Annotated in this window: 23 protein-coding genes and 1 pseudogene; 12 read left to right on the plus strand and 12 right to left on the minus strand. The window is 58.9% G+C overall.

Annotated features, from left to right (window positions below; genetic code table 11):
- Positions 1–15 precede the first annotated feature (15 nt).
- Positions 16–837, minus strand: coding sequence for a helix-turn-helix domain-containing protein (locus JOE69_RS05500; protein ID WP_309796759.1), 822 nt, complete (start codon positions 835–837; stop codon positions 16–18).
- A 101-nt stretch (positions 838–938) separates the two neighbouring features.
- Between JOE69_RS05500 and JOE69_RS05505 the strand changes: the two genes are divergently transcribed.
- Positions 939–1,676, plus strand: a complete 738-nt coding sequence (locus JOE69_RS05505; RefSeq protein ID WP_309796761.1) for an SDR family oxidoreductase — start codon at positions 939–941, stop codon at positions 1,674–1,676.
- Between the two features lie 42 nt (positions 1,677–1,718).
- Here JOE69_RS05505 and JOE69_RS05510 read toward each other — a convergent pair whose 3' ends face one another.
- Entirely contained in the window at positions 1,719–3,254 is a 1,536-nt protein-coding gene (locus JOE69_RS05510) for an ABC1 kinase family protein (RefSeq protein WP_309801181.1), read from the minus strand.
- Positions 3,255–3,435: 181 nt separating this feature from the next.
- The gene (locus tag JOE69_RS05515; protein ID WP_309796763.1) at positions 3,436–3,966 is read right to left on the minus strand and encodes a PadR family transcriptional regulator; all 531 of its coding nucleotides are present in this window, start codon (positions 3,964–3,966) and stop codon (positions 3,436–3,438) included.
- Between the two features lie 221 nt (positions 3,967–4,187).
- On the opposite strand from JOE69_RS05515, the gene JOE69_RS05520 reads away from it, so the two are divergent.
- Positions 4,188–4,994, plus strand: a complete 807-nt coding sequence (locus tag JOE69_RS05520; RefSeq protein WP_309796766.1) for a GNAT family N-acetyltransferase — start codon at positions 4,188–4,190, stop codon at positions 4,992–4,994.
- Between the two features lie 35 nt (positions 4,995–5,029).
- On the opposite strand, the gene JOE69_RS05525 is transcribed toward JOE69_RS05520, so the two are convergent.
- Both JOE69_RS05525 and JOE69_RS05530 read right to left on the minus strand, forming a co-directional pair.
- On the minus strand, positions 5,030–6,166 hold the full coding sequence (locus JOE69_RS05525) for an acyl-CoA dehydrogenase family protein (protein WP_309796768.1): 1,137 nt from the start codon (positions 6,164–6,166) through the stop codon (positions 5,030–5,032).
- 229 nt (positions 6,167–6,395) lie between these two features.
- Complete coding sequence (locus tag JOE69_RS05530) at positions 6,396–6,974, minus strand: TetR/AcrR family transcriptional regulator (protein WP_309796770.1); 579 nt, start codon at positions 6,972–6,974, stop codon at positions 6,396–6,398.
- A gap of 91 nt (positions 6,975–7,065) precedes the next feature.
- Between JOE69_RS05530 and JOE69_RS05535 the strand changes: the two genes are divergently transcribed.
- Positions 7,066–8,022 carry an NADP-dependent oxidoreductase gene (locus JOE69_RS05535; RefSeq protein WP_309796772.1) on the plus strand — a complete coding sequence of 319 codons (957 nt, stop codon included), beginning with the start codon at positions 7,066–7,068 and terminating at the stop codon, positions 8,020–8,022.
- Positions 8,023–9,012: 990 nt separating this feature from the next.
- Here the strand turns inward: JOE69_RS05535 and JOE69_RS05540 are convergent.
- Genes JOE69_RS05540 through JOE69_RS05555 form a run of 4 tightly spaced genes read right to left on the minus strand, consistent with a single transcriptional unit; the run spans position 9,013 to position 14,469 of the window.
- A complete protein-coding gene (locus JOE69_RS05540; protein ID WP_309796774.1) occupies positions 9,013–10,158 on the minus strand; it encodes a hypothetical protein in 1,146 nt (381 codons plus the stop codon).
- Complete coding sequence (locus JOE69_RS05545; RefSeq protein WP_309796775.1) at positions 10,155–12,506, minus strand: sensor histidine kinase; 2,352 nt, start codon at positions 12,504–12,506, stop codon at positions 10,155–10,157. The genes JOE69_RS05540 and JOE69_RS05545 overlap by 4 nt, the downstream gene beginning before the upstream one ends.
- Entirely contained in the window at positions 12,503–14,218 is a 1,716-nt protein-coding gene (locus tag JOE69_RS05550; protein WP_309796777.1) for an Eco57I restriction-modification methylase domain-containing protein, read from the minus strand. The genes JOE69_RS05545 and JOE69_RS05550 overlap by 4 nt, the downstream gene beginning before the upstream one ends.
- Before the next feature lie 53 nt (positions 14,219–14,271).
- The gene (locus tag JOE69_RS05555) at positions 14,272–14,469 is read right to left on the minus strand and encodes a helix-turn-helix domain-containing protein (RefSeq protein WP_296365527.1); all 198 of its coding nucleotides are present in this window, start codon (positions 14,467–14,469) and stop codon (positions 14,272–14,274) included.
- 849 nt (positions 14,470–15,318) lie between these two features.
- Between JOE69_RS05555 and JOE69_RS05560 the strand changes: the two genes are divergently transcribed.
- Positions 15,319–15,741, plus strand: a complete 423-nt coding sequence (locus tag JOE69_RS05560) for a TetR/AcrR family transcriptional regulator C-terminal domain-containing protein (RefSeq protein ID WP_309796780.1) — start codon at positions 15,319–15,321, stop codon at positions 15,739–15,741.
- 451 nt (positions 15,742–16,192) lie between these two features.
- On the plus strand, positions 16,193–17,410 hold the full coding sequence (locus JOE69_RS05565) for a hypothetical protein (RefSeq protein WP_309796781.1): 1,218 nt from the start codon (positions 16,193–16,195) through the stop codon (positions 17,408–17,410).
- A gap of 137 nt (positions 17,411–17,547) precedes the next feature.
- On the opposite strand, the pseudogene JOE69_RS05570 reads toward JOE69_RS05565, so the two are convergent.
- The 3 genes and pseudogenes from JOE69_RS05570 to JOE69_RS05580 form a co-directional block, all read right to left on the minus strand.
- Positions 17,548–17,625: pseudogene (locus JOE69_RS05570) on the minus strand.
- 64 nt (positions 17,626–17,689) lie between these two features.
- On the minus strand, positions 17,690–18,094 hold the full coding sequence (locus tag JOE69_RS05575; protein WP_309796783.1) for a M48 family metalloprotease: 405 nt from the start codon (positions 18,092–18,094) through the stop codon (positions 17,690–17,692).
- Between the two features lie 32 nt (positions 18,095–18,126).
- A complete protein-coding gene (locus JOE69_RS05580) occupies positions 18,127–18,669 on the minus strand; it encodes a helix-turn-helix domain-containing protein (RefSeq protein WP_309796785.1) in 543 nt (180 codons plus the stop codon).
- A gap of 261 nt (positions 18,670–18,930) precedes the next feature.
- On the opposite strand from JOE69_RS05580, the gene JOE69_RS17845 reads away from it, so the two are divergent.
- The 7 genes from JOE69_RS17845 to JOE69_RS05610 all read left to right on the plus strand — a co-directional run bounded on the left by JOE69_RS17845 (position 18,931) and on the right by JOE69_RS05610 (position 22,553).
- Complete coding sequence (locus JOE69_RS17845) at positions 18,931–19,131, plus strand: helix-turn-helix domain-containing protein (protein WP_374709739.1); 201 nt, start codon at positions 18,931–18,933, stop codon at positions 19,129–19,131.
- Positions 19,132–19,450: 319 nt separating this feature from the next.
- The gene (locus JOE69_RS05585) at positions 19,451–19,843 is read left to right on the plus strand and encodes a hypothetical protein (RefSeq protein ID WP_309796787.1); all 393 of its coding nucleotides are present in this window, start codon (positions 19,451–19,453) and stop codon (positions 19,841–19,843) included.
- 106 nt (positions 19,844–19,949) lie between these two features.
- The gene (locus JOE69_RS05590; protein WP_309796789.1) at positions 19,950–20,759 is read left to right on the plus strand and encodes a PD-(D/E)XK nuclease-like domain-containing protein; all 810 of its coding nucleotides are present in this window, start codon (positions 19,950–19,952) and stop codon (positions 20,757–20,759) included.
- Positions 20,752–21,498: a recombinase family protein gene (locus tag JOE69_RS05595; RefSeq protein ID WP_309796790.1), complete on the plus strand. Its 747-nt coding sequence runs from the start codon at positions 20,752–20,754 to the stop codon at positions 21,496–21,498. The genes JOE69_RS05590 and JOE69_RS05595 overlap by 8 nt, the downstream gene beginning before the upstream one ends.
- Positions 21,495–21,959, plus strand: coding sequence for a single-stranded DNA-binding protein (locus tag JOE69_RS05600; RefSeq protein ID WP_309796791.1), 465 nt, complete (start codon positions 21,495–21,497; stop codon positions 21,957–21,959). Before JOE69_RS05595 ends, JOE69_RS05600 begins: the two co-directional genes overlap by 4 nt.
- Positions 21,960–22,140: 181 nt before the next feature.
- The gene (locus tag JOE69_RS05605; RefSeq protein WP_309796793.1) at positions 22,141–22,320 is read left to right on the plus strand and encodes a hypothetical protein; all 180 of its coding nucleotides are present in this window, start codon (positions 22,141–22,143) and stop codon (positions 22,318–22,320) included.
- Entirely contained in the window at positions 22,305–22,553 is a 249-nt protein-coding gene (locus tag JOE69_RS05610; RefSeq protein WP_309796796.1) for a glutaredoxin domain-containing protein, read from the plus strand. The genes JOE69_RS05605 and JOE69_RS05610 overlap by 16 nt, the downstream gene beginning before the upstream one ends.
- Positions 22,554–22,608: the final 55 nt, after the last annotated feature.

The following is a 22,608-nucleotide window of genomic DNA, read 5'->3' on the forward strand; positions in this document are numbered from 1 at the left end:
GCGCTGGGATCTCGGCTACGTCGATGAAGCCGCGAGCGTGCCGAGCAGCGCCAGCCCGTCGGCACTGGGCGATCCGGATTCCGCGTGGTAGACCACGAGTTCCTGACCAGGTGCCGCTTTCACTTCGAAGGCGTTCATCTGCAAATCCAGCGCACCGACCTCGCGATGCTGGAACCGCTTGCGTTCCAGCCGCTTGCCGTGCGCTTCATGACCACGCCAAATCCGGCCGAACTCTGCGCTCCGGGCCGTCAACTCGGCCAAGACCTCGAGTACCCGCGGATCCTCCGGGGCGATTCCGTACAACACCCGGAAACCGGCTACCGAGTTGGCCGCGACCTCTGGCCAGTCGGGATAGAAAGTCCGGGCGTCCGGGTCGAGGAAGACCTTGAGCAGCAGATTCGGACCGTACTGGAACCCTTCGAAGAGCGCATAGGCCAACCGGTTTCCAGCCAGCACGTCGTAGGCCTTGCCCAGCACTATCGCCGGGTTGTCCGGCCACATCTCCAGCAACCGGAGCAGTTCCGGCGATACCGATTCCGAAGCGCCGCCGCGTTCGATGCCCGGAATCAAACCGGCGAGGCGGAACAGGTGCAGCCGGGCATCTCCGGTCAAGCCCAGTACCGCACCGATCGCCTCCAGCACTTGGACCGAAGGATTCCGCTCCCGGCCTTGCTCCAGCCGGGTGTAGTAGTCGATGCTCACCCCGGCCATCGCCGCGACTTCTTCGCGCCGCAGCCCCGGTACCCGTCGTCGTCCGTGCGAGGGCAAGCCCAGAGTCTCGGCGGCGACCTGGCCGCGCCGGGCACGCAAATACTCACCCAAGGGATGTTCGGACATGCCAGCAAGTCTAGGTCTCCGGGCTGCGCCGAACCAGGGTGCGGCACACCTAGCCACGGCCCGGCCTGCACAACCGCGGAATCTCCCGCGAAGCTGGTGCCATGACCAACCACAATGTTTCCAAGATCATCTTCGTCACCGGCGCCAGCAGCGGGATCGGCGAGGCAATCGCCCGCCGGCTCGCCGCCGAAGGCCACCATGTAGTGCTCACCGGCAGGCGCATCGAGCGGCTGAACGAGGTTGTCGCCGAACTCGTCCGGGCCGGGCATTCGGCAGAAGCGCACGCGCTCGACGTCGCCGATGCCGCCGCCTTCGCCGAGCTGGTCGGCACCGTGATCGCCGAACACGGACGGCTCGACGTCCTGGTCGGCAATGCCGGGCAGATGCTGCTTTCCCGACTCGACTCGCTGCTCGTCGATGAATGGGACCGGATGTTCGACGTCAATGTCCGGGGTCTCTACTACGGCATCGCCGCGGTGTTGCCGCATTTCCGGGCGCAGGAATCCGGGCACGTCGTGACCATCGCTTCGGTGGGAGCGCGCGAAGTCTCGCCCACCTCGGCGATCTATTCGGCGACCAAACACGCTGCCTGGGCGCTGACCGAGGGACTCCGCCAGGAATCCGATCCGTCGATCCGGGTGACCACCATCTCCCCGGGCGTCACCGAATCCGAACTCGCCGGGCACATCACCGACCAGCATGCGGCCGAGCTGATGGTCGGCTACCGGGCGGCGCAGATCCCCGCGGACGCGATCGCGCGCTCAGTGAGTTTTGCGATTTCCCAGCCAGCCGAGGTCGACGTCAACGAAATCATCATCCGGCCCACGGGCCAGCGCTAGGTCCGGAGCCGGGGTACCGACGGCGCGGATCGCACTGCCGGTTCAGCGCCGCCGGCTCCCCCGCCACAACCCGTACAACAGGGGGATCACCGAGCCGATCATCAGCAGATTGCCCAGCACCAAGTCATTGGACCGGACGATCGCACCGGCAATGAGCAGCGCGGCGAAGACCAGTGCGGCTCCGGCTCGCTTCGCGCTGTTGTTGAGCAAAGCGAGCTGCCGCTCAAGACGCGGTGTGCTGACTGCGAGGGTTTCCGCCTCGGCCCGGTCGAGCACGCCCGCCAGACGCCTCGGCAAGCTCACCGCGAGGCCGACCGCGTCGAGCGCCTGCTTCGCCAGGTCCTGCACGATATTGCCGCGTTCGTCGCGCAGCAGTTGCGCAGCATAGGGCTCCACCGAATCCCAGAGATTGAACTTGGCATCCAGGGAACTGCAGACCCCCGAGGTCAGCGACATCGCCCGGACGATCAGCAGGAAGTTTTCCGGCAGTTGGAACGGCAAAGCCCGGACCACGTCGCCGAACTCCGTGGCGAAATCGAAGAATTCACGTTGATCCACCTCGCGGAGCTCCGCGAAACCCATTCCGCCGAACCGGTCGAAGAGCTGTGTCATCGCCCGTTCGAGCTCCGCGGTATCGGCTGAAGGCACCAGCACGCCCAGTTCCGAAATCGCCGTCACCAGTCCCTTGCCATCCCGCGATGCGGCCGCGATCAGCAATTTCCGCAAGCCATTGCGCATCTGCGTCGGGACTTCGCCCATCATGCCGAAATCGATGAAGGTCAGCTCCCAAGGGCGCCCGGCTCCCGGCTCCGGGATCGGGGTGACGAAGATATTGCCCGGGTGCGGATCGGCGTGGAAAAACCCGTTTGTGAACAACTGGTCGAACATGACCGAGGCGAAGACCGGGGCCACGTCGGCCGGTTCGATGCCAGCGGCGCGAAGCGCCGACGAATCGGTGATCTTGATCGCCGTGACGTCTTCCAGCGTGAGCACCCGCCGGGTGGTCCGTTCCCAGACCACCCGCGGCACGGCTACCCGCTCCTCGTCGGCGAAGTCGGCGGCAAAACGTTCCGAGTTCGCGGCTTCTTGCAGGTAGTCGATTTCTTCGAGGCTGGTCCTGGCGAATTCCTCCACCAGGGCAGGCACATCGGCCCGCTTGGCGACGAATCGCACGCGGTTGAGCCAGCCACCGACTTTGCGCAGCGCGGCCAAGTCCACGTCCACGATTTCCTGGATTCCGGGACGCTGCACTTTCAACACCACGCTGCTGAGCCCGGCATCGACGGCGGCCGCGGGGAGCAGCTCGGCCCGGTGCGCTTGGCCCAGAGAGGCGGCAGCTATCGGCAATTCCTCGACCGAGGCGAACACCTGGTCCAACGCCGCTCCCAGCTCCGCTTCGGCGAGCGCCCGGAGCGCCGGGAACGGCACCGGCGGCACTTCGTCCTGGAGTCCTTCGAGTTCCGCGGTGATCTCCGGCGGCAGGACGTCGAGCCGAGACGACAGGAATTGGCCCACCTTGATCATCAAGCCGCCCAAGTCCACTGCGAGCAGGTGGAAACGCTGCGCGAAGCGGCGCATCCGCCGGGTGCGGGTGCGTTCGGCGACCCCTCGGAAGCCGAGCCGGGGCAGGGCCAGTTCGAACCACCAGGTCACCGTGAGATGCCAGGCGGCGAACCGCAGGATGCGACGGTACCGGGCCCGGGTGCTGCCTGCGCCGACCGCCGGAGCCGTCACGGGCTGCGCGTCCGGTGCCACCCGGTCAGTCCTGGGCGAGAATCGAGTACAGCCGGCGGCGGGACTCCTCGAGCACCGCAACGGCTTCTTGCACCTGCTTCGCCGAGCCGGTGCGCCCCACTTGGGCGGCGGCCTGGGCGAGCTCGAATCCGGCCTTGGGCAAGGCCGCGAACCCGGCGCTCCCGGCCTCCCAGGAAGCTGCTGGACCGGCGTCGGCGATTTCTTCCCGGCCGACATCGGTCAACGAGTACACCTTGCGCCCGTTGGATTCTTCGGCACTGATCAACCCCTCATCGGCAAGCAGTTGCAAGGTCGGGTAAACGGAGCCCGCGCTGGGCTTCCAGCTGCCGGAGCTGCGTTCTTCGATTTCACGGATGATCTGATAGCCGTGCATCGGGCTTTCCGCCAGCAACTCCAGGACGGCCGAGCGCACTTCACCTCGGCCGGCCCGGGTTCCCGTGCGCTTTTCGAACTTCGAGCGCAGTTCCTCGACGGCTTGCCACACACCGTCGATGCCCGCGCCGCCGAATCCGCCTACCGGATATGAATTTCGCATCATGTTCTCCTTGGTGACTCGCTAACGATATACAACGATAGTTAACGATATTCATAATATCAAGGATATTTCAATATTCGATATATCGAAAGCTGCATCGACTAAACACTCGCGCCGCCGTCGCCAATCAACGTCCGGTTGGTTTTACAGCTTGGCGGCTTCGCTCCAGCAGACTACTTTCGCACGAGCCGGATGTTTGCACAGGCGGTATGATCGGCGGCATGGATGAACTGCACCAAGGTGCCGAGTTAGCCGAAGCAACAATGATGGCGCAGTTCGCGCTACAAGCCCCTGCTGAAATCAAAGCGGCACGCGGCATCGCTTTGACTCAGATTGCGGGAGCTACCATCTTGTCGACGCGCGAAGACCCGACCGGATATTGGTCGAAAGCAGTTGGCTTCGTCGAGCCAGTAAACGAACAGCTGATCGACGAGGTCATCGACTTTTACCGATCGGAAGGCAACGCCCGTGCGGTTATTCAAGTGCCGCCGTGGGCAATGCCGGACGACTGGTCGGAGATCGCCAGCAAGCACCGGCTAAGCCAGGGCACGTCGATCGTCAAGCTCATCCGCCGAGTGGATGAGATAGCTCCAGCCTCCACCGAGCTTAGAATCGGCGAGATTGACCCCAGCCAGGCCGAAGAATGGGCGAAAACTGTTCTTGAAGGTTTCGGAATGTCCGGATTGGATCTTGAGCAGATTGTCGCGAGATTCGGAAATCTCGAAGGTCACCATATGTACGCCGCTTGGGACGGCGACAGAATGGTAGCCGGCGGGGCGCTGACCATTCACAAGAGCGTGGGCTACGGCAGCACTGCTGCAACGCTGCCACAGTATCGCGGGCAAGGCGCCCAGAGTGCGCTCATTGCACTTGGTGACCGGGCGGCTCAAGAAAAAGGTTGCCAGTGGTCCGTCACCGACACCGGCATGCCTGCTGAGGGTGACACCAGCAACCCCTCGTACAACAACCTGCGACGGTCCGGTTTCGACATCCTCTACCAACGACGCAACTGGATCTGGACGGCGTAACCGCGCTCGAAGCGCGGCGCTCAGTTGGATTCCGCTTAGCGTTCTGCCGCAATACGCCCGATGATCAGCCGCATGATTTCATTGCTGCCCTCGAGGATCTGGTGCACGCGCAAATCGCGGACAATCTTCTCCAGTCCGTATTCGGCGAGGTAACCGTAGCCGCCGTGCAGTTGGATGGCCTCGTTCGCGACATTGAATCCGGCATCGGTGGCGACCCGTTTGGCCATAGCGCACAGCCGCACGGCGTCTTTCGAACCACGGTCCAGTGCGTCAGCGGCCCGCCAGAGCAGCGTCCGGGCTGTTTCCAACTCGGTCTCCATGTCGGCAATCCGGAACAGCAGCGCTTGTTTGTCGATCAGCGGGGCACCGAAGGCCGACCGCTCCTTGAGGTAGGCGATCGATTTTTCCAGGGCGATCTGGCCACCGCCCAATGAACAAGCACCCATATTGATCCGGCCGCCATTGAGCCCCTTCATGGCGATGCCGAAGCCGTCGCCCTCGGCGCCCAAGCGGTTGCCGACCGGGACCCGCACCTCGTCCATGATGACCTGCCGCGTTGGCTGGGCATTCCAACCCATTTTCTTTTCGTTGACGCCGAAAGAAAGCCCGGGAGTTTCTGCTGGAACGACGATGGCCGAGATGCCGCGGTTCCCGGCGTCAGCGGTGCGGGCCATCACGAGATAAACGCTCGATGCGCCGGCACCGGAGATGAATTGCTTGACGCCGTTGAGCACATAGTCATCTCCGTCGCGGACTGCGCGGGTGGTCAACGCAGCTGCGTCAGAACCGGCCCCCGGCTCGGTGAGGCAGTAGCTGCCCAGCTCCTCCATGGCTGCCAGATTCGGCACCCAGCGGGCACGCTGTTCGTCGTCGCCAAATTTATCGATCATCCACACCACCATGTTGTGGATCGAGATGTAGGCAGCAATGGTGGGATCCGCTTTGGCAAGCTCTTCGAAGATCAGCACCGCGTCGCTACGGCTCAGATCTGAACCGCCGAACTCCTCCTGGACATAGATGCCGCCCATGCCCAGCTCACCCGCTTCACGCAAGACATCTACTGGACAATGTTTAGTCTCGTCCCAGCTTGCCGCATACGGAGCCAATTTCTGGGCGGCAAAATCGCGCACCATTTCGACCAGTCCGAGCTGCTCATCATTGAGTTCAAACATCGTTGCCTTTCGGATGCCATGACCACGACCCTGGGGTGTTAGGCCGTGATGTTTTTCAGACCAAGCACCAGCAGGTGTTGCTGGAATTGATCACCGTCAGTTTTTGGTGACGGCGCTGCCTGTCAATGCGCTCTCCGGCGTCCGGATTGAGCTGACCGCAGCAAGATCGAGCTTACGCGTCTGCGCAGGGGCGGCAAAGAGCTGAGCTGACCGTGCGCCGTGCGCGAAATCAACGTTGATTGATCGGGCGGAGGCCGTCCAGCAAAAGATCCAGCAAGCGACTAGCCAACGCCTCGTGTCCAGGCCGGGACGCCACCGTGAAGATGCCAATGAGCGCGGCGGCAATATCATCGGCGCCCACGTCGCTGCGCAAGTCGCCCGCGGCGCGCCCGGCGTCGAGAATCGTGGTGATCGCCGCCAGCAGTTCCGTCCGGGTCTGCGCATGCGCAATCTCGCCCGACTCGACCATGGCAAGCAAGGTGTCCAGCATGCCGTTTTTGGTCGCGATCCAGTCACCGAACAAATCCATCCAGCGCCGCATCGCTGCCGCCGGCGGCAGCTGACCGAGCAATTCGCGGGCCCCGGCGGTGAGCCGGACGACCTGGTCTCGATAAACGGCGTCGACGAGCGACTCACGGGTCGGGAAATGCCGGTACAGCGTGGCAATACCGACGCCGGCCTCGCGGGCAATGGCGCGCATCGAGGGCTCAGCATCCGCGGACGCGAACACTCGAGTCGCCACCTCGAGCACCTGGTCTCGGTTGCGGGTTGCGTCGGCGCGCGAGGTTCGCCCAGCCAGTTCAGTCAAAACGGATCACGCTCCGGTTATGCTACGATTATTGAGAAAGCGGAACATGTTCCGCTTTAGTATCTTCTCACAGTCCAAGGAGCCAACGCACATGTCGACAGTTCACGATTCACCAGCAGTACGCAGCAGTACCGCGGTCCAGCTCGATGCCTTCGGCGGGCCAGAGGTTCTGAAGCTCCGCGAGGTTCCCGCGCCACAGGCCGGCCCAGGACAGCTTCGGGTGCGGGTCACCGCAGCCGGGCTGAATCCGATGGACTGGATCATGACCGCCGATGCCGAAACTGCGGCCAGGTTCGGGCTCAGTCTGCCGGTCGGCTTCGGCACCGACTTCGCGGGCGTTGTCGATCAGATTGGCGACGGCGTGACCAACTTTGCGCTGGGCGACCGCGTGTTTGGCGGCGCATTGTCCCGCTCGGTGGCCGATTACGTTGTGGTGGACGCGGATGGAGCGACGCCAGCAAACGAAGCCCACCACACACCTGATGATGTAGACGACCGCACCGGCGCCACGATCACGATCGCGGGTCGCACCGCAGCTGCCGCGCTCGCTGCGATCAACCTCAGCTCAGACGACACCGTGTTGATCGGTGGCGCGGGCGGTGGGGTTGGCGTGTTCGCCGTCCAGCTGGCCCGGCTCACCGGGGCGCGCGTGATCGGCACCGGATCGGCGACGTCGGCCGAGTTCCTCAGCAGCCTCGGCGCCGAGCCGGTGGCTTACGGCGACGGGCTCGTCGATCGAGTCCGTGCGCTGGCTCCTGGTGGCATCACTGCTGCCATGGATCTGCACGGCACCGAGACCGTGGACGCGGCAAAGGAACTCGGCGTCCCCAATGATCGAATTTGCACCATCACCACGAAACTCGAAGGCATTCCGGCCGGCAACGGTTCGGACGCAGCGCCCGGCACACTGGAAGAGATTGCCCAGTTGATCGCAGCGGGCAAACTCCAGGTGCCGATTGCGGAGAGCTTCCCGGTTGAGCAGATCCGTCAAGCGGCAGAACTTCAGGGGAGCCGACGCGTGCATGGCAAGGTCGTCATCGAGCTCTAGAGGCGTCGACCCGGCGAAGAACCGAAAACTGTCTCGCATCTAGCCGAACTTGGAGATGTTACACCTCGAGGATGGTGGGTGCCGCGGCCCCGCGGCGAATTCGCGCAACCGAATCCAGAGACGGAAACCCGAGTTGAATCACGCGAATCGGGGCACCGGATGCCTCGCCCTCTAAACCTCTCGGAGATGGAAGTCGAACCAAGAAACCAGATTTAACACACTTGGCACCGCAGTGAGCAGCTTCCATTCAAAATGAATCGAAATAGCGACGTAAGTACTCATTGATTACACGACTGTCTGAGGTACATTGAGCGAAAAATGGATACTTTCAAGGCTGTAGATGTAGCTAATTCCTGGGAACTCGACCATACCTGTGTCAGAACAAACTATCTTAGATCTAGAACGGAGTTCACGACGTCACCTACGTCAATGCCGTTTCTCCCAAGCCTCTGCATCTCTTTGACGATCTGCCTTCTGTTTACGTCTTGATGGGACTTCACCAGACGCCGCATAAGGTCTACGAATGACTGATGAGTGACAGACCACATGCCTGCTACATGTCTCGCACCACCATCATTCGTAATGAAGCAGATTGAACGTAGGCCTGCCTCATAAATCGAATAAGTTTCTCCACCATGCTCACCAGCACGTGCCATACGGCCAGGACGTTTTCGCTCGGCGTGCCTCTCAAGCTCACGACGAATTGCCGCGACGGCCGCGGGTTGCGGCTCCGGCGTGGGAAGGGCCGTCGCAAGCAGCGTACGAGTATATCTCCCTACAGCCGCGGCGCCAGCACGTTTCACCTCCTTCTTCCTATGGGGATCACCGGGTGCCACATAAACAGAGGCCCAACCGCGAACCTCGTCCGCGACCGTTGCCACAACTAAGCCATCGGCAATCAGGTGGGCGTCGTAAAGATCAGCCATCACCGTAGACGCGCCAAGGCAAAGCACGGGACCGGCGTCAAGAAGGTGTTGGCAGGCTGAACGATTATTCATCGTTTTTGTCCGCTCCGCTATTTCGGTCGTCAATAACGACCAGCTTAGCGAGGGACTGTTCAATATCAATAGACGCTGTAGCAAGCCACGGGTCATCAGCGTAAGACGGCCAGTCATCGGGCTGTAATCGGACAGCGTCGGTAATTTCCAATGGTTCATCTACCAAGTTGTAATTATCGTCGATTTGAAATACTGGGCGTTGAAGACCAAGTGTTTCAAGCTCTTTGCCGTGGAGCAAGGCAATCGAGCGCGCAACATCCTCACTCATTCTGCCGTAAGAGGATTCAAGCGCTAGCCCTCTAACTGCTGATATCCCGGCGCGCCACCAGCGGCGACCCGAGAAATCTGCAAGCTGTCCTCTGTATTCCGCTCCACTCAACATTTCAGCAACTTGATTTTCACCTCCGACTATATCGTCGAGCGCGCTTGGCTTCAGTCCCAGATAGCTCGCAGCTCGACGATCATCGACAAGGAACGTCGGAAAGGGCAAGATTCGTTGCAAGAACCAGGAGAGCCATCGCCTTCCGGCAGACGTCGCGGCAAGAACGGACCAAGGGGGTCGACAGAGTTCGATCTGTGCGATTGCGTCATCTCTCCAATGTGCTTGTGGCAGGTCAAGCCAGGCGAGCTGGGCAACCGGATCCACCGGATTAGACCAATCTGTCGGAAGCTTCGACGTTGCGATCGCAAGCGAGGCCAAGGCTTTGGCGGTCATCCTTGTCTTCTCAGCGGCCCACTCAAGATCGTGCCTACTCGCAATTGCCATCGGTCGAATAAAGGCAGGGGTTCCGGCCCCGAGAACATCAAGGTGTCCGGTGCGAAGAACGAACGCAGTATTTTTAGGCTTTGGTTCTGTGTCAGGACTCGGACCGCGCCCATCAAGAGCAGATCGAAGCACGCTTGCGAGGGCAATGCCATCCCGAACGAAGAGGCCTAGCTCGTCTTTCGCCAAATCGCGTGCCGGCCAGTCTTCGATGAATTCATCGATAAGTACGAGGCTCGCACGATCTAGGTCATCGACCAGCAAATCACCGGGGAGCACATGTTTCGCCTCGACGCCTTGCTGACTCAATAGGAGCGCGAAAGCTTCCTGCGCTGGATCATCATCCACTAGCAGAACAAATGGCTGCGTTGTCATTGCATCTTGCCCTTCTTCGGGAGAAGCACCCTGATTGATGTCCCCAATCCATGAACAGGTTCAATGAAGCGAACATCGCCTCGGTAGTCGTCGGTCAAGGCTCTTACGATCGGCAGTCCCAGGCCCAATCCCTGGCCGAGCGCGTCATCAACAGCCGTCGTTGTACTTTCAAATGGTAAGAACCATCGTTCGGCTTCATTGAGGTTGACTGCAGTCCCATCATTACTCACGATGATTTCGACCGCAGAGCCGAGATCTTGTCCTTCAATCCACAAATTTCCACCCTCAGCGGCATTCTTTACCGCGTTGGTAAAGAGGTTAGAAAGCAGGATTGTTACCTCGGCCGGAAACATGGGTGCTGTACGTAGCTCGGGCGGTACCTCAACGTTCACGGTGACGCCCTTCGACGCAAGCGGCCTTGCAAGGAACCTGAGAACCGAGTCCACACGCTCACGCACCTTGACTTGCGACCTCCTCCTCCGCGGGTCTGCACTGAGCACATCAGTCAGGTAGGAACTTTGGCGCGCAAGAGTATGGGCCAATTCATCCGCGGTACGCAACGTCACCTGAAGCGTGTTTCGTTGGGTCGGGTCGACTACTTTGTTGAGAAGCCCTCTAAGTAGTTCACGGATCGTCGTTGCAGAAGCCAGCATCCCGTTGATATCGTGGACAAATGCCCCAAGTTGCAGGCCAACGCCGGCGAGAACCCGAAGCTCGGGTTGAAGGCTCTGGACTGCTTGAAGCTGAATGCGTGCCGCATTGAATCCCTCCATCAAAGTCCGGGTTGGACTGTCAATTGAGGGGCCAACGACGCTGTCCGACCCAGCTCCGATCTCTGCCGCAGCCGCCTCTGCCTCCGCCATTTTTCGGTCGTCGTCGTTGGTAGGACCGTGAGGTGCGAGTATCTCGAATGGCGTTCGGCCTGAAGGATCGAAGACAGGCCTGCGAGCACCTTCCGATGTAGGTGGATCAGGCGTCTTTTCAGTCAGTATCACCCGCGTGATCGCGTTAAGTCGATCCCGCTGATTGAAAATGGAACGGCGAACGCGCACTGTCAACCGCACACCGTCCCGGACGATTCGTTGGATGCCTTTGAAGGTCGGTCCAGGGACGAACCCCTCGCGGTTTATGAGGCTTTCGAGGTCAGGAGCACCCGAAGCCGTAAGAAAAACTGCCCCAAAGTAGCCACTACTTGGGATGGCATTTAATGCCTCGCGCTTGTCTACGTCTAAGTCGTCGCTCGCTGACTCGTCCAAATCAATCGAGTAGTAGCGCGCGCCGGACCGATATTCTCGGTCGATCTCAAGCCAATCGTCGCCATACTCCGCGTAGGGTAGGACCCGGAAGCCTTCCAGATACACTCGAATGCCACTTGTCGACCGGACAAATCCTTTGAGTGGGCCACGCCTGCTACTTGCACCAGGCATAATGTAGAATCGCGCCTGAAATCGCAGGGCGGGGTCAGCTTCTGCTTCAAATGAATACGGTCGGGCGAGGGGCTCGTTGCGAGCATACGTCGTTGTTGGTGAGATTCGATAACGGGTTCGTCCTCCAGCAACATCGATCTCAGCACACCATTGGAAGTCCTCCACAGCCTTCGCCCAGAGATCATCTCCAGAGGCCAAATCACCGGCAAGCTCGAGTTCGAACCCGGGATCGTCGCTTGCCGAGACCCGAACAATCGGTTGTCCAAGAAGTGTTTCACCAGCGATCGAAAGCGCTTCGGAGTCAGAACCAAGAAGGAGGGATTGCGGCTGCGCAGAATGCAACTCGTCGATAAACTTGCCAATCTCTCCAGGAGTCCAGGTCCTCTTGAGCGAGCGCATGGTCAGTACAGTCCCCGGAGCCGTTCCTGGGGTCAAGGAAACATCTGTTACGGCAAGTCCGTGTTTCAGGTCATGCAACGTCTGCTGCTGGTCGATAGCCTCCCAGTCAATCTGAGCTTCTACCCCCGGGCCGCTGCCTCCAACAACGTTAGAGCCGGGTATGCTCCGAACCTCAAGAATCTTAGCCAGCTTCTGGCTGGCAAGCCGACCGATGCCCTTCTGCCCCGTGTAGGCACGAAGAAATCTAGGGGACCGACGGTCGCCTTCCTCCTTATCCCGTCCGGCGATCCTCAGAAATGCAGATCGGAAACGATCCGCCGTCATTCCGTTTCCGTTGTCCTCAACTGTAAGCACTGCCTCCTTAGGATTGGCCAGATTTTGCGCCTCAATGCGGACCACGGTGGCGTCCGCGTCGTAGCCGTTCTTGACGAGTTCAAGAATCGCAGTGCTGTCTCGTCCCACCAGGAGGTCACCGAGCTCACGCAAGAGATGGGTGTCGACGGAGAAGCCTTCTGGACTCATATCGCTTTCCCTCCGCTAACCAACAGACTGGAAATCTCTCGATTGGCGCCCATCTTCGGTATGCTCGAAATACCCATTGAAATCATCCCCATGGTCTTAGGGCTCAACCGATACAGGCCATTAGCCTCCACAGATGAACTCGAACGCAACATCGCCTGGCCCTCGGCGCTACGAAGCCAGCCGAGCAGCTGATCCTTCGTTTCTTGGACGACGTCCGCCGACCAATACAAACCGAATAGGTTATTTGTAATAGCTAACCTGCCCGGGTTATCCAGCACATGAAACGTCTCACGAGCGAGAGCTGAGATTATGACGTCCGGAGTTTTCAGCTCGCCAGAAAGGTCGAACCAGGTCTTGCGCTGCGAACAAAGGTAGAGTTCGTGCAACCCGCCACGTTCACCAGCAGCTATCCAGGCCTCGACACTCTCGACCGTTCCACGACAATAGTCACCGAGCACCAATATTTCACTTGTTTCGAGCGATGACGCTGTGCCGTTCACGCCTGGACGAAGTCGACGGGCGAGTGGTATACGAAATTCCTGCGGAATACCAAGAGCATCCCATTTCTCTGGAGTGTTCAAAAAGAAACGATTCGCTCCAGATGCCGTGCCTCGCGTCACACGAGCATATCGAGCGAGAGTGTCACCATCTTCACAGCCGGGTGGAAGAAGGTGCGTTCGTCCCGGAGCTGGAAAAACTGCTTCTCCCTCTGTGCGACTCACAATCAATCGTTCAGATCCCGACCAATCTGACACCTCGATTCGCTGCAACGTTGCGGATTCTGGACCGACCTCAACCAAGACAGCATCGACGATTGCCTGATCAAAACGCCAAGAGTCAGCCAACCGCAGAGAAATTCGCCGCCATCCTGCATCCCGTAGACGTGCCCTCAATCTCTTTCCGTATTCCGCTCGCATCCAACCCGCTGGAATGATCATCGCCAGCGAGTCTTGTGGACGCAGCTTAGCTAATGTCATGGCGAGGAACAGTGTCGAGAGATTTGCGCGAGCACCAACTAAACCGTCCGCTGAGTCAAGTAGGTCAGCACGGTCAGCACGGTCGAGCAACTGCCAACGGGTATAGGGTGGGTTCCCGAGATAGAGCGTTGGCACGGACGGAACATTCGAATCAAGCCACTGTCGGTAGTCCATCAAGACAAGCTTTACACTCCGCTCCAGGAGCTTCGCTATCGCAACTGCCTGAAGCCCAAGCGTAAGCGGGTTGATATCAATCGCTTGAATTGATGCGTTTGGCCACTTGATGCGTGCGATCTCAGAAAAGATCCCGACGCCCGCCCCCACGTCAACCACTTCTCCGGGAGGATCGTGACGACTAGCAAATCCATCAACGATGGCTTGCGCGTACTCGCGCGGTGTGAAGAAGGTACCGAGAGGCCTGCGTTTAGCGGGAGTCACAATCGATGCATAGAGGTCGGCCAGGTGAACCACAGCGTCTTCGCCGATCAGATGATCGAACGCTGCCCGAACTTCGTCCAGTACCACGATCTCGCCGTCTGGAGTCAAAGCAGCAACTAAGCTTTCGAGTGAATGATCGCTGAGTCGCTCACGGAGCAGGGCACCAAGGCGCGCCAGCTGCTTCATTTCGGAATCGCTCAGGCCAACAACCGAATTCAACGCTGGCGAGTCGGAGTTCACATCACGAATCCAGGTGACAACCCGTGAAACTGCCGCGTCAACACCAGCCTTATTCAACTCTCCTCCTCGACCTGTAACCTAACGAATTAGCCCCGATCAAGCACCACATCTCATGCACCTCTGGCACCGTCTTGTGTAGCTGCTCCACCGCCACGCACCCACTCGTCGACTTCAGACACCTGGAACTTCCACAAGCGGCCGATCTTGTGCGCTGGCATTCCTTTGTCGGCGATCCAAGCGTAAACGGTGTCTTTTGTAATACCGAGGTGAGCTGCGATGTTATCCGCCGACAGCCACGGTTCGCTCATGAGCCAGATCCCTCCGGGCGAGTTTGCGGGATCTACACCCGTTATGGTTTACAAGCATAGCGCAGCGAAGCCGGTTTTTGCTGGTTTTTACCGGTTTGCTCGTTGTCTGTTCACCAAAACGTGTGCGATCAGAACCTGTCAGCTTCCACACTGCCCCGCGCTTGGCGGAGGTAGCTCAGGAGTGAAGCCTTACATTCGAGGCACATCTGCAACATGACCACCAGTACAAGGCCTGATGCTTCACCCCGAGGTTCCGACAACTTTGCGACATGGATCATAGACTCCATTCCCCCAAGACCATCGCCCTAAAACCAGAGTCCAGAAAACCCGGGTTAGGCTCTCTTAGCTTAGAAAAGTGGATGGTCTGACGTAGCAAACAAGCAATGCACAAGTATCGCAAGATTTGTGACGAAGTACCGCCACCGGGATACCCTTAGGTTCAAATAAATTAATCATGTTGGAGATTGGCCGACCCCGAGCTCCGCCGATATCGCACTAGTTCAGCCGGTTGTCTCGGGAAGAGCCTATCCATCGGTGGAGCACCGCAGCCGGGCAATTGAACTTAGTCCCACCGATCGCATAAAGCTCGACGGCGAGGCTTGCCCTGGCTAATAGGGCATCACATCTTGCTGATCCGATTTTGCCCGGCATTCGAAGACTAACCGCTTACCAAGGAAAGGAATCCTTCTATAGCCACCGAATCATTTAGGATCAGCATCATCGAGACTCAGATCGACGATCTACGCGACGGACTGCACCGAACGTAGTGGCTCGATGCTGACCCGGTAGACAACTGGTCGCAGCGATTGACACTGGTCAATACGTAAGAGCATTACCGCAGCTGAGCTGATGATTCCGACTTCGGATTCTCGAAGCGTCGAAACGCTTTCCCGCAATTTCGCGATACCTTCGACAGGCTCGGCATCCACTTCCTACAGGCTTCTGCACGCCTGCTCGCCGGCGCCAACCCTATTCCGCATCGTCATCGCCGAGCTGCCGCGCTTCCCCGAGTTGGGCGAAGCTCACTTCGGGCATAGCAAAATGCCCTATTTCGACTCGGTCCGCCGCTATCTCGACACCGAGAACGCGCTGGGGACCACCAAGCTCGACGACACGGAGATGGCTGCAGCCCAATTCCTCGGGATGATCTCCAACTACGTTTTCTGGCCCAGGATGCTGCTCATGAACTGGTCCCCCCGACGACGCATCAATAGCACACGCGGTCGGCGAAGCGGTACTGATGATAGAAGCCAGATATGGCGTGGCGAATAGCGCAGGCTGAAACAGCGGGCGTTCCGCACGCAAGCACATGGCGAGGCGCTTACGTTGGTAGGACCTCTAAATGACGGACGCGGGTGGATTCAAACCGAACGTATGGAGGCGGGTCGAAGGGCTAGAATCCGTCTGGGAGCGTGCGAAACGAAGCATCGTGACAGAGTCGTCAGCGGCTTCCGAGCCCGGTCCCGGGGTGGTGTTGAACCTAACGAGACGCACCCGAACACCACTGACGGACGAGAAAGTAGACGCTGTCCGAATCGCCCGTGCCACCCGTGAAAGTGTTATGCCCATCGCCAAACGGTTCGGGATACTCCGGATGACAGTGTGGAAAAGGCCACTTGACACACATAAGGCCTGTCCGGTCAGCTTGCCGCCCGCACGGGCGTGCCGATCAGCTATACACGCTCACTTACCGAAGGTTAATTCCAGCCGGTAGTGTACATACATGGCAAACACCAAGAGTCCCGCAGTTGCCTCCAAGGAACCGGCGAGCGAAATCAACGACACGAGTGGTTCATCCTCGCGAAAGAAGCGGACTGTCAGGCCGTTCCCTGCCACCTCGTTCAAGGAAGCGTTGTTCCTTGCTCAGGCGATACAGAAGCATGGGGCGGGCCAGCGCACTCGGAGGTTGACCCTGTTTGAGGCCCTGGATCGCTCGCCCGATAGCGGCCCAACCCGAAAGCTGATCACCAGCAGTGTTCAGTATGGCATCACAACCGGCGGGTACTCAGCGGAGTGGCTCGACCTGACTCCCACAGGAAAGATTGCCTCGAATCCAACCGCGCCGGATCGAGCGCGCCTGGAGGCAAGCCTCGATCTTGCAATCATCAAGGTCTCCTCTTTCAACTCAATTTACGAGAAGTATTCCGGCAGCCGTCTGCCGACCGCTGAGGTCCTTCGCGATGCGGCCCGGGAATCTGAGGTCGATGAGAGCATTGTTGCGGAATGTGTAGAGACCTTCCTTGCCAATGCTCGTGAACTTGGACTGATCAGAACCATTGGAGGCTCGGAGCATCTTGTTACCGTCGAGGCCGCCATTGAAGCACTCAAAGATACGGAACCTGAAGAGCTAGTCGTGTCCGGAGCGGACGACACCCAGATCGCACCGACCAGTGAAGCACCTCCGACGTCGAGAACTGCCCGAAAAGGCTCACCTGCCGATGGGCTAGAAGATGTATGTTTCGTCATCTCCCCAATCGGTAATGCAGATTCTGAGGAAAGAAAGCATGCCGATCTTATGCTTTCCGCTTTGTTTGAGCCTGCGTTGGCGGAACTCGGTCTCCGCACGGTGAGAGCCGACGGAATTGCTAAACCAGGTTTGATTACCGGTCAGGTAATGGACCACGTAGCGCGAGCTGCTCTGGTTATCGCTGACCTCAGCTTCGGCAACCCAAATGTGTACTACGAACTCGCGCTTCGACACGCAACGCGAAAGCCGATCGTCCAGATCATTCGTACTTCTGACATTCTGCCCTTCGACGTGGGCCAGTATCGGACTGTACACATCGACATGACTGACATCTATACACTTGTGCCTCAGATTGATCTCCACAGGCAGGAGATTACGAGGCAATGTCGCGCCGCCCTCGAAGAGGGAGCAACTTCAGAGAGTCCCCTGTCTCAGTTCTATCCACAGTTCTGGGACCAAATCAGCGTGGGGTAGTGGATCAGGAGGGCATTACCGCCCTCCAACGATGATCGCGGTTCGATCCAGCCGTCGCGGACAATTCCGCAGTGTGAGCATTGCCGCCGCTCTACATACCCGCATCAACCGATGTCAGGTGTTTTTGTACGTTTCAATGGTGGAGCATAGGAGATTCGAACTCCTGCTTTTCTCCCGTATTCACAGGAATCTTTGTGGGGCTACAACAACGCCACTCGCCACCATTTGTCGCCTCCAAACACCTAAATGCATCGCTTGTGACTCGCGGACATACGGTGATCAGGCGCTTGCGTCCTCATCGGTACTATCAAGTTCTGCCGACTCCGCCACGGTTAGGTACCCGATTCGATCAGCGAGAACTTCCGGCGTAACCCACAGCTCGTCCGCCAGCTCCCACACCGAACGGGCCCACTGCTTGCAGCGCAGCAGATCTTCCATAGCAATGAGTCTTCGGGCAGCCTCTACACGGACTCCGATTTCGGCCGCTGTTTTCTGGCATTCAGTGTGCCCACGTTCAATGTGGATCATTTCGTGAGCAAGAACGCATCGTCGTTCAACCTGCAGAAGGCGACTATCCAGCCAAATGGTGCTGTGGCCGTCTGTAATGCCATTCGTGTAATTCAACTCAGTCCAGTTGACGGTAATTTCTGGCTTTTTGCGCAGTTCCCGCCAAGGGTGAAACATGATCTGATCCTAGCTTTAGCGACTGACAGTTTTCATTCATGGTCAGGGTGGTCCTGGGACTCTTCTCCACGCTTCTGAGCTTCGGCATGCAGTCGCTTACCCTCACTGACGCCAGTGTGAGCGGCGAGCGCGAATTCGTCCGGCACGCCGGACTGCGTCGAAGACTGGGCGCTCTTGTTTTCTGATGCCTTGAGGCTTGCTTCCCATTTGTGAAGCCTTGCGATTGTCTCGGTGAGCAGTTCGAGGTCGGTCAGTTCGGAGGCTTTGCTGACTGGCTCCGCCACAGTCCAGCCGTCCATGTAAGCCATGTCGATGCCTCGGTCAACGCCCTCCGGATCGCTGTCGGCCGCATCCAAAAGTCGGCTGATGACGCCGGGACTCCAGGAGAGCGCGTCTTCAAGTTTTCGGAGCGATTGCGGGTTTGGCTCGCGTTCGCCCGTTTCGAACTTTTGGATGGTTTGGGTCGATCCAATTTCGGCCATGCGTGCGAACTCGCGGAGGCCAACCCCCTTTTCGTTCCGCCGCATCCTTGCCAGGTGCCCAATGTGGCTGAGCATTACTTCTCGATTGATCATGTCTCCACTGTGCCTGAGCGCGTGGAGTAACACAACCACACGAACACTTCGAGACTGAGACGAAAAATCGGAAATACACCACTGTAGTTACCCGCGATACACCGCTAAAACTAGGCAGACGGCACATAGTTACTCCACGCAGAGTTGACAAGCAATACGCTGTTACTCCATACTTGATACATGAGCACATCACAAAGACGACGCAAGCGGATTCGCGCCCCGCTCGAACCAAATCCGGAGTATGTCCGCGTCGGCCTCCGCATGAAGGCCGTCCGCGCACCAGCCCGATTGAGCAAAGAGCACCACCTAAGCCAAGACACGGTAGCCACAGAAGCAGGAATGAGTCGGGGCTACTACGCACTCATGGAAAGCGGGTACAAGCCAGTGTTGCCACACTGGGTGCTCCCGCTAGCTGATGCTCTGGGGTGCCCACCTGAGCTTTTTGGAATTGACTGGAAATGAACAGTACTGAATTGCCAACGTTCATCACCGTCAAGGAGCTTGCTGTCCTTCTCAGAACGTCTACGACAAGCATCTACCGCAAAGTCCCTGATTGGCCGCACCACCGATTCGGAACCGTGATCTTGTTCTCTGAAAGCGATGTGTCGGCGATCCTTCAACTCGGGAAAGTCCCCCCCGCAGATCGATGCAGCGAATCAGCGATACCTGAAGAAACCGTTCGACAACGAAACAAGCGACTCCGCCGAGCATAAGAAGGGGTCCAGGAGGCGGCAACCTCCCAGACCCCTAGCACCCACCCAACCTCCTGCAAGGAATTGAAATGGATACCTCATACCCTAAATCACTCACCGTGCACGAAGCAGACAAGGCGCTGCGATTCTTCTTGAACGAGTACCACGAAGAACACGGGCTTAACCTCAACGAAGACCTGTTCTACCCGTTCATGCGGGAACTGTCTTACCGGTTGAATGCGGACTTCCGCGTGATCTACGTGCTTGAAGAAGCCATTGAAGCGCTGGATGAATTGGCGCAGATCGAAGCCGGTACGCACCCGGAGCTGCTCGAAAACGCCGCAGGCACGATCAGCAACCGTGAAGAACTGACCGAAGCCGCGGAAGACTGGTTGAACCGGTCGATCGCTGACGCTCTGATGGGCGCGAAATTCAACACCACGAAACTGCACACGAAGCCGGGCTTCTCGTGGGCTTCCTGAAGCCCACCAAACACGGGCAGGCGTTGCACGAGTATTTGGCCGGCGCCCTTTTCGGGCTCCCTTTCGCGGCGATGTTCCTTGCTTACGGATGGGCGGTCGGTTACTGATGGAAACGCTGTATGCGGGCATCGTTGACCGGCTCAGCAGCGCCGACTATCACCGGTACCACGCGCTCGGTTCGACAAGTCTCAAAACGCTGGCAATGCGTACCCCTGCGCACTACCAATGGGATCTGCATCACCGGGTCGAGAAAAAGGAGTTCGACTTAGGAACTGCGGCGCACTCCATGATCCTAGAAAACGATGACAGCCGGATTGTGCAGGTGAATTTTGACAGCTGGATCAGTAGAGACGCCAAAGAAGCCCGCGCGGCAGCCTACGCAGACGGACTCACTCCGCTGCTGATCAGGGACTACCGGCAGGTTGTGGGCATGCGGGACGCGGTCATGGCCCACCCGTTGGCAAGGCAAGCCTTCACCAATCACAAAGCAGAAACATCCGTTTTCTGGAAAGAAGACGGTCTTGACCTCAAGTGCCGCCCTGATGCGTGGCGACCAGATCTGCTGATCGATTTGAAAACGACCAAGAACGCCGATCCCCGCCATTTCAACAAAACCGTGGCCGACTTCGGATACCACCAATCACACGCCCACTACGTAGACGGCATCAAAGCCGTGACCGGCGAGGAACTGCCCTTCCTGTTCGTCCTGGTTGAGAAATTTCCGCCCTACCTCGTCTCCGTAGTGGAACTCCACCCGCTAGCCGTGGACATGGGACGACGCCTAAACACCAGGGCGAAACGCATCTACCAAGAATGCACGAAAACCGGGATCTGGCCCGGCTACCCCAGATCAGAGCAAATTGAGCTTCCCGCCTGGGCTGCCCAACAAATGGAAGGACTGCTAAATCATGACTGAAATCGTCAAAGCCTCAGACGGCGGACTACGCGCCCAAATGGACTACGCACAAGCCGTATCAACGGGTGCGATGCTCCCCCAGGCATACCGAGGCAAACCAGCGGACATTCTTCTAGCCGTCGGGCTGGGCCAGGCAATGGGTCTCTCTCCTGCCGAGTCGCTGTACCGGATCGATGTGATCCAGGGCAAGCCAACAGCGTCAGCCGAACTCATTGCGGCGAATGTCCGCAAAGCAGGGCACAAACTCCGCGTCATCGGTGATGAGACAACTTGCACAGCACAAATCATCCGCGCCGATGACCCAGACTTTGAATTCAAAGTCACCCGCGACCTGAAGTGGGCTCAGGGCATGGGGTTGCACGCCAAAGACAACTACAAGAAACAACCAGGCACCATGCTCCAATGGCGAGCAATATCGGCTGTCGCCCGGCTGGCCTGTCCTGAAGCGCTTTACGGCGTCGCTTACACCCCCGACGAGCTTGGCGACTTGGGAGAACGCCCCAGCCCAGCACCATCGGCAGTAGACCTCCTAGACGCCAATGGCAACGACGACTTGCCTGGCGAAATTGTCGATAGCCCGCCGAGTGGACGCGACTGGGCTACAGAAATCGGCAACGCTGCCGGGGACACCGAAACCCTGACCGCGCTCTGGCACGAAGCGACTACCACCAACGCCCCACAAGAAGTCATCGCGCAAATCGTCGCAGCAGGAAACGCCGCCAAGGAGGCAACCACATGAGCACCAATATTCAGACCATCGCCGGGAACCTGACCAACGACCCGGAGTTGCGGTTCACGCCGTCCGGCTCGCCGGTCGCGAACTTCACCATTGCCTGCACGCTGCGTGTCTTCGACCGTGCAGCGAATGAGTGGAAGGACGGCGAAACACTGTTCCTGCCTTGCGCCGTGTGGAAAGAAGCCGCCGAGAACGTGGCTGAGTCCCTCACCAAGGGCACCCGAGTGATCGTCACCGGGAAACTCAAATCCCGCACCTACGAGACGAAAAACGGCGAAAAGCGCACCGTCATAGAGCTTGAAGTAGACGAAATCGGCCCCTCGCTGAAGTATGCGAACGCCAAAGTCAACCGCACCCAACGCGAACCCAAGCCAGCCAGCAACGGCACCTGGACCCCACAACAACCCAGCACACCGGCTGCCGACCCGTGGGCGACCCCGGCACCGGCAGAGCCGCCGTTTTAGGCCGCGACCATGGAACCCATTCAAGGTAGAACGAAACCCTACCCACCCAAACCAGGCTACGGGGAAGGCGTCTGTGAGCGGTGCGGACGATCCTTCGTCAATCATCACAACCGGCACCGCGATTGTCGGGACTGTCGGCTTGTCACTGGCTACTACCAACACGCCAAGAGGCGGACCCGTGATGACCTCTGAGCAGATCAAAGCAGCGTTCGAGTATGGCGAGGTAGACGGGTACACCGGCGAAAAGCCCGCAACCTATCAGGACGAAACCCTCCGCCATGCGTACCAGCGCGGGTACACCAAAAGCCGGGCAGAGAAAGCCTTGCACGACGATCAGGCCTGGCTATGCCGTACCAAGTGACCATCTACACCCAGCCCGGATGCGCCCAATGCACCATGACGAAGAAGCTCATGGACCGCGAACTCATCAGCTACGACGAGATCGACATCACCCGTGAACCGGCAGCCCTCACCTACGTAAAGCACACACTGGGCTACCTCCGTGCCCCGGTGGTCACCCTCACCCGCAACGGCGAGGTAGTCCGCGACTGGGAAGGCTTCCAACCGGCGCAAATCAAAGGAATCCACCCATGAAAAGTGAAACCCCGATCAAACAGTGCCCAGTGTGCGCGGTTTACGCGGCCGTGAA

The organism is Arthrobacter russicus (genome assembly GCF_031454135.1).
GTDB classification, from domain to species: domain Bacteria; phylum Actinomycetota; class Actinomycetes; order Actinomycetales; family Micrococcaceae; genus Renibacterium; species Renibacterium russicum.

Coding starts and splice junctions, on each gene's coding strand:
- JOE69_RS05510 (WP_309801181.1), bottom strand. CDS start 3,254: ATGCGCCGCTTCGCGCAGCGTTTCCACCTGCTCGCAGTGGACTTGGGC.
- JOE69_RS17845 (WP_374709739.1), top strand. CDS start 18,931: ATGAAGGCCGTCCGCGCACCAGCCCGATTGAGCAAAGAGCACCACCTA.
- JOE69_RS05545 (WP_309796775.1), bottom strand. CDS start 12,506: ATGAGTCCAGAAGGCTTCTCCGTCGACACCCATCTCTTGCGTGAGCTC.
- JOE69_RS05595 (WP_309796790.1), top strand. CDS start 20,752: ATGACTGAAATCGTCAAAGCCTCAGACGGCGGACTACGCGCCCAAATG.
- JOE69_RS05575 (WP_309796783.1), bottom strand. CDS start 18,094: ATGTTTCACCCTTGGCGGGAACTGCGCAAAAAGCCAGAAATTACCGTC.
- JOE69_RS05525 (WP_309796768.1), bottom strand. CDS start 6,166: ATGTTTGAACTCAATGATGAGCAGCTCGGACTGGTCGAAATGGTGCGC.
- JOE69_RS05560 (WP_309796780.1), top strand. CDS start 15,319: ATGATTCCGACTTCGGATTCTCGAAGCGTCGAAACGCTTTCCCGCAAT.
- JOE69_RS05500 (WP_309796759.1), bottom strand. CDS start 837: ATGTCCGAACATCCCTTGGGTGAGTATTTGCGTGCCCGGCGCGGCCAG.
- JOE69_RS05540 (WP_309796774.1), bottom strand. CDS start 10,158: ATGACAACGCAGCCATTTGTTCTGCTAGTGGATGATGATCCAGCGCAG.
- JOE69_RS05605 (WP_309796793.1), top strand. CDS start 22,141: ATGACCTCTGAGCAGATCAAAGCAGCGTTCGAGTATGGCGAGGTAGAC.
- JOE69_RS05580 (WP_309796785.1), bottom strand. CDS start 18,669: ATGATCAATCGAGAAGTAATGCTCAGCCACATTGGGCACCTGGCAAGG.
- JOE69_RS05600 (WP_309796791.1), top strand. CDS start 21,495: ATGAGCACCAATATTCAGACCATCGCCGGGAACCTGACCAACGACCCG.
- JOE69_RS05520 (WP_309796766.1), top strand. CDS start 4,188: ATGGATGAACTGCACCAAGGTGCCGAGTTAGCCGAAGCAACAATGATG.
- JOE69_RS05515 (WP_309796763.1), bottom strand. CDS start 3,966: ATGCGAAATTCATATCCGGTAGGCGGATTCGGCGGCGCGGGCATCGAC.
- JOE69_RS05505 (WP_309796761.1), top strand. CDS start 939: ATGACCAACCACAATGTTTCCAAGATCATCTTCGTCACCGGCGCCAGC.
- JOE69_RS05610 (WP_309796796.1), top strand. CDS start 22,305: ATGCCGTACCAAGTGACCATCTACACCCAGCCCGGATGCGCCCAATGC.
- JOE69_RS05565 (WP_309796781.1), top strand. CDS start 16,193: ATGGCAAACACCAAGAGTCCCGCAGTTGCCTCCAAGGAACCGGCGAGC.
- JOE69_RS05555 (WP_296365527.1), bottom strand. CDS start 14,469: ATGAGCGAACCGTGGCTGTCGGCGGATAACATCGCAGCTCACCTCGGT.
- JOE69_RS05535 (WP_309796772.1), top strand. CDS start 7,066: ATGTCGACAGTTCACGATTCACCAGCAGTACGCAGCAGTACCGCGGTC.
- JOE69_RS05585 (WP_309796787.1), top strand. CDS start 19,451: ATGGATACCTCATACCCTAAATCACTCACCGTGCACGAAGCAGACAAG.
- JOE69_RS05590 (WP_309796789.1), top strand. CDS start 19,950: ATGGAAACGCTGTATGCGGGCATCGTTGACCGGCTCAGCAGCGCCGAC.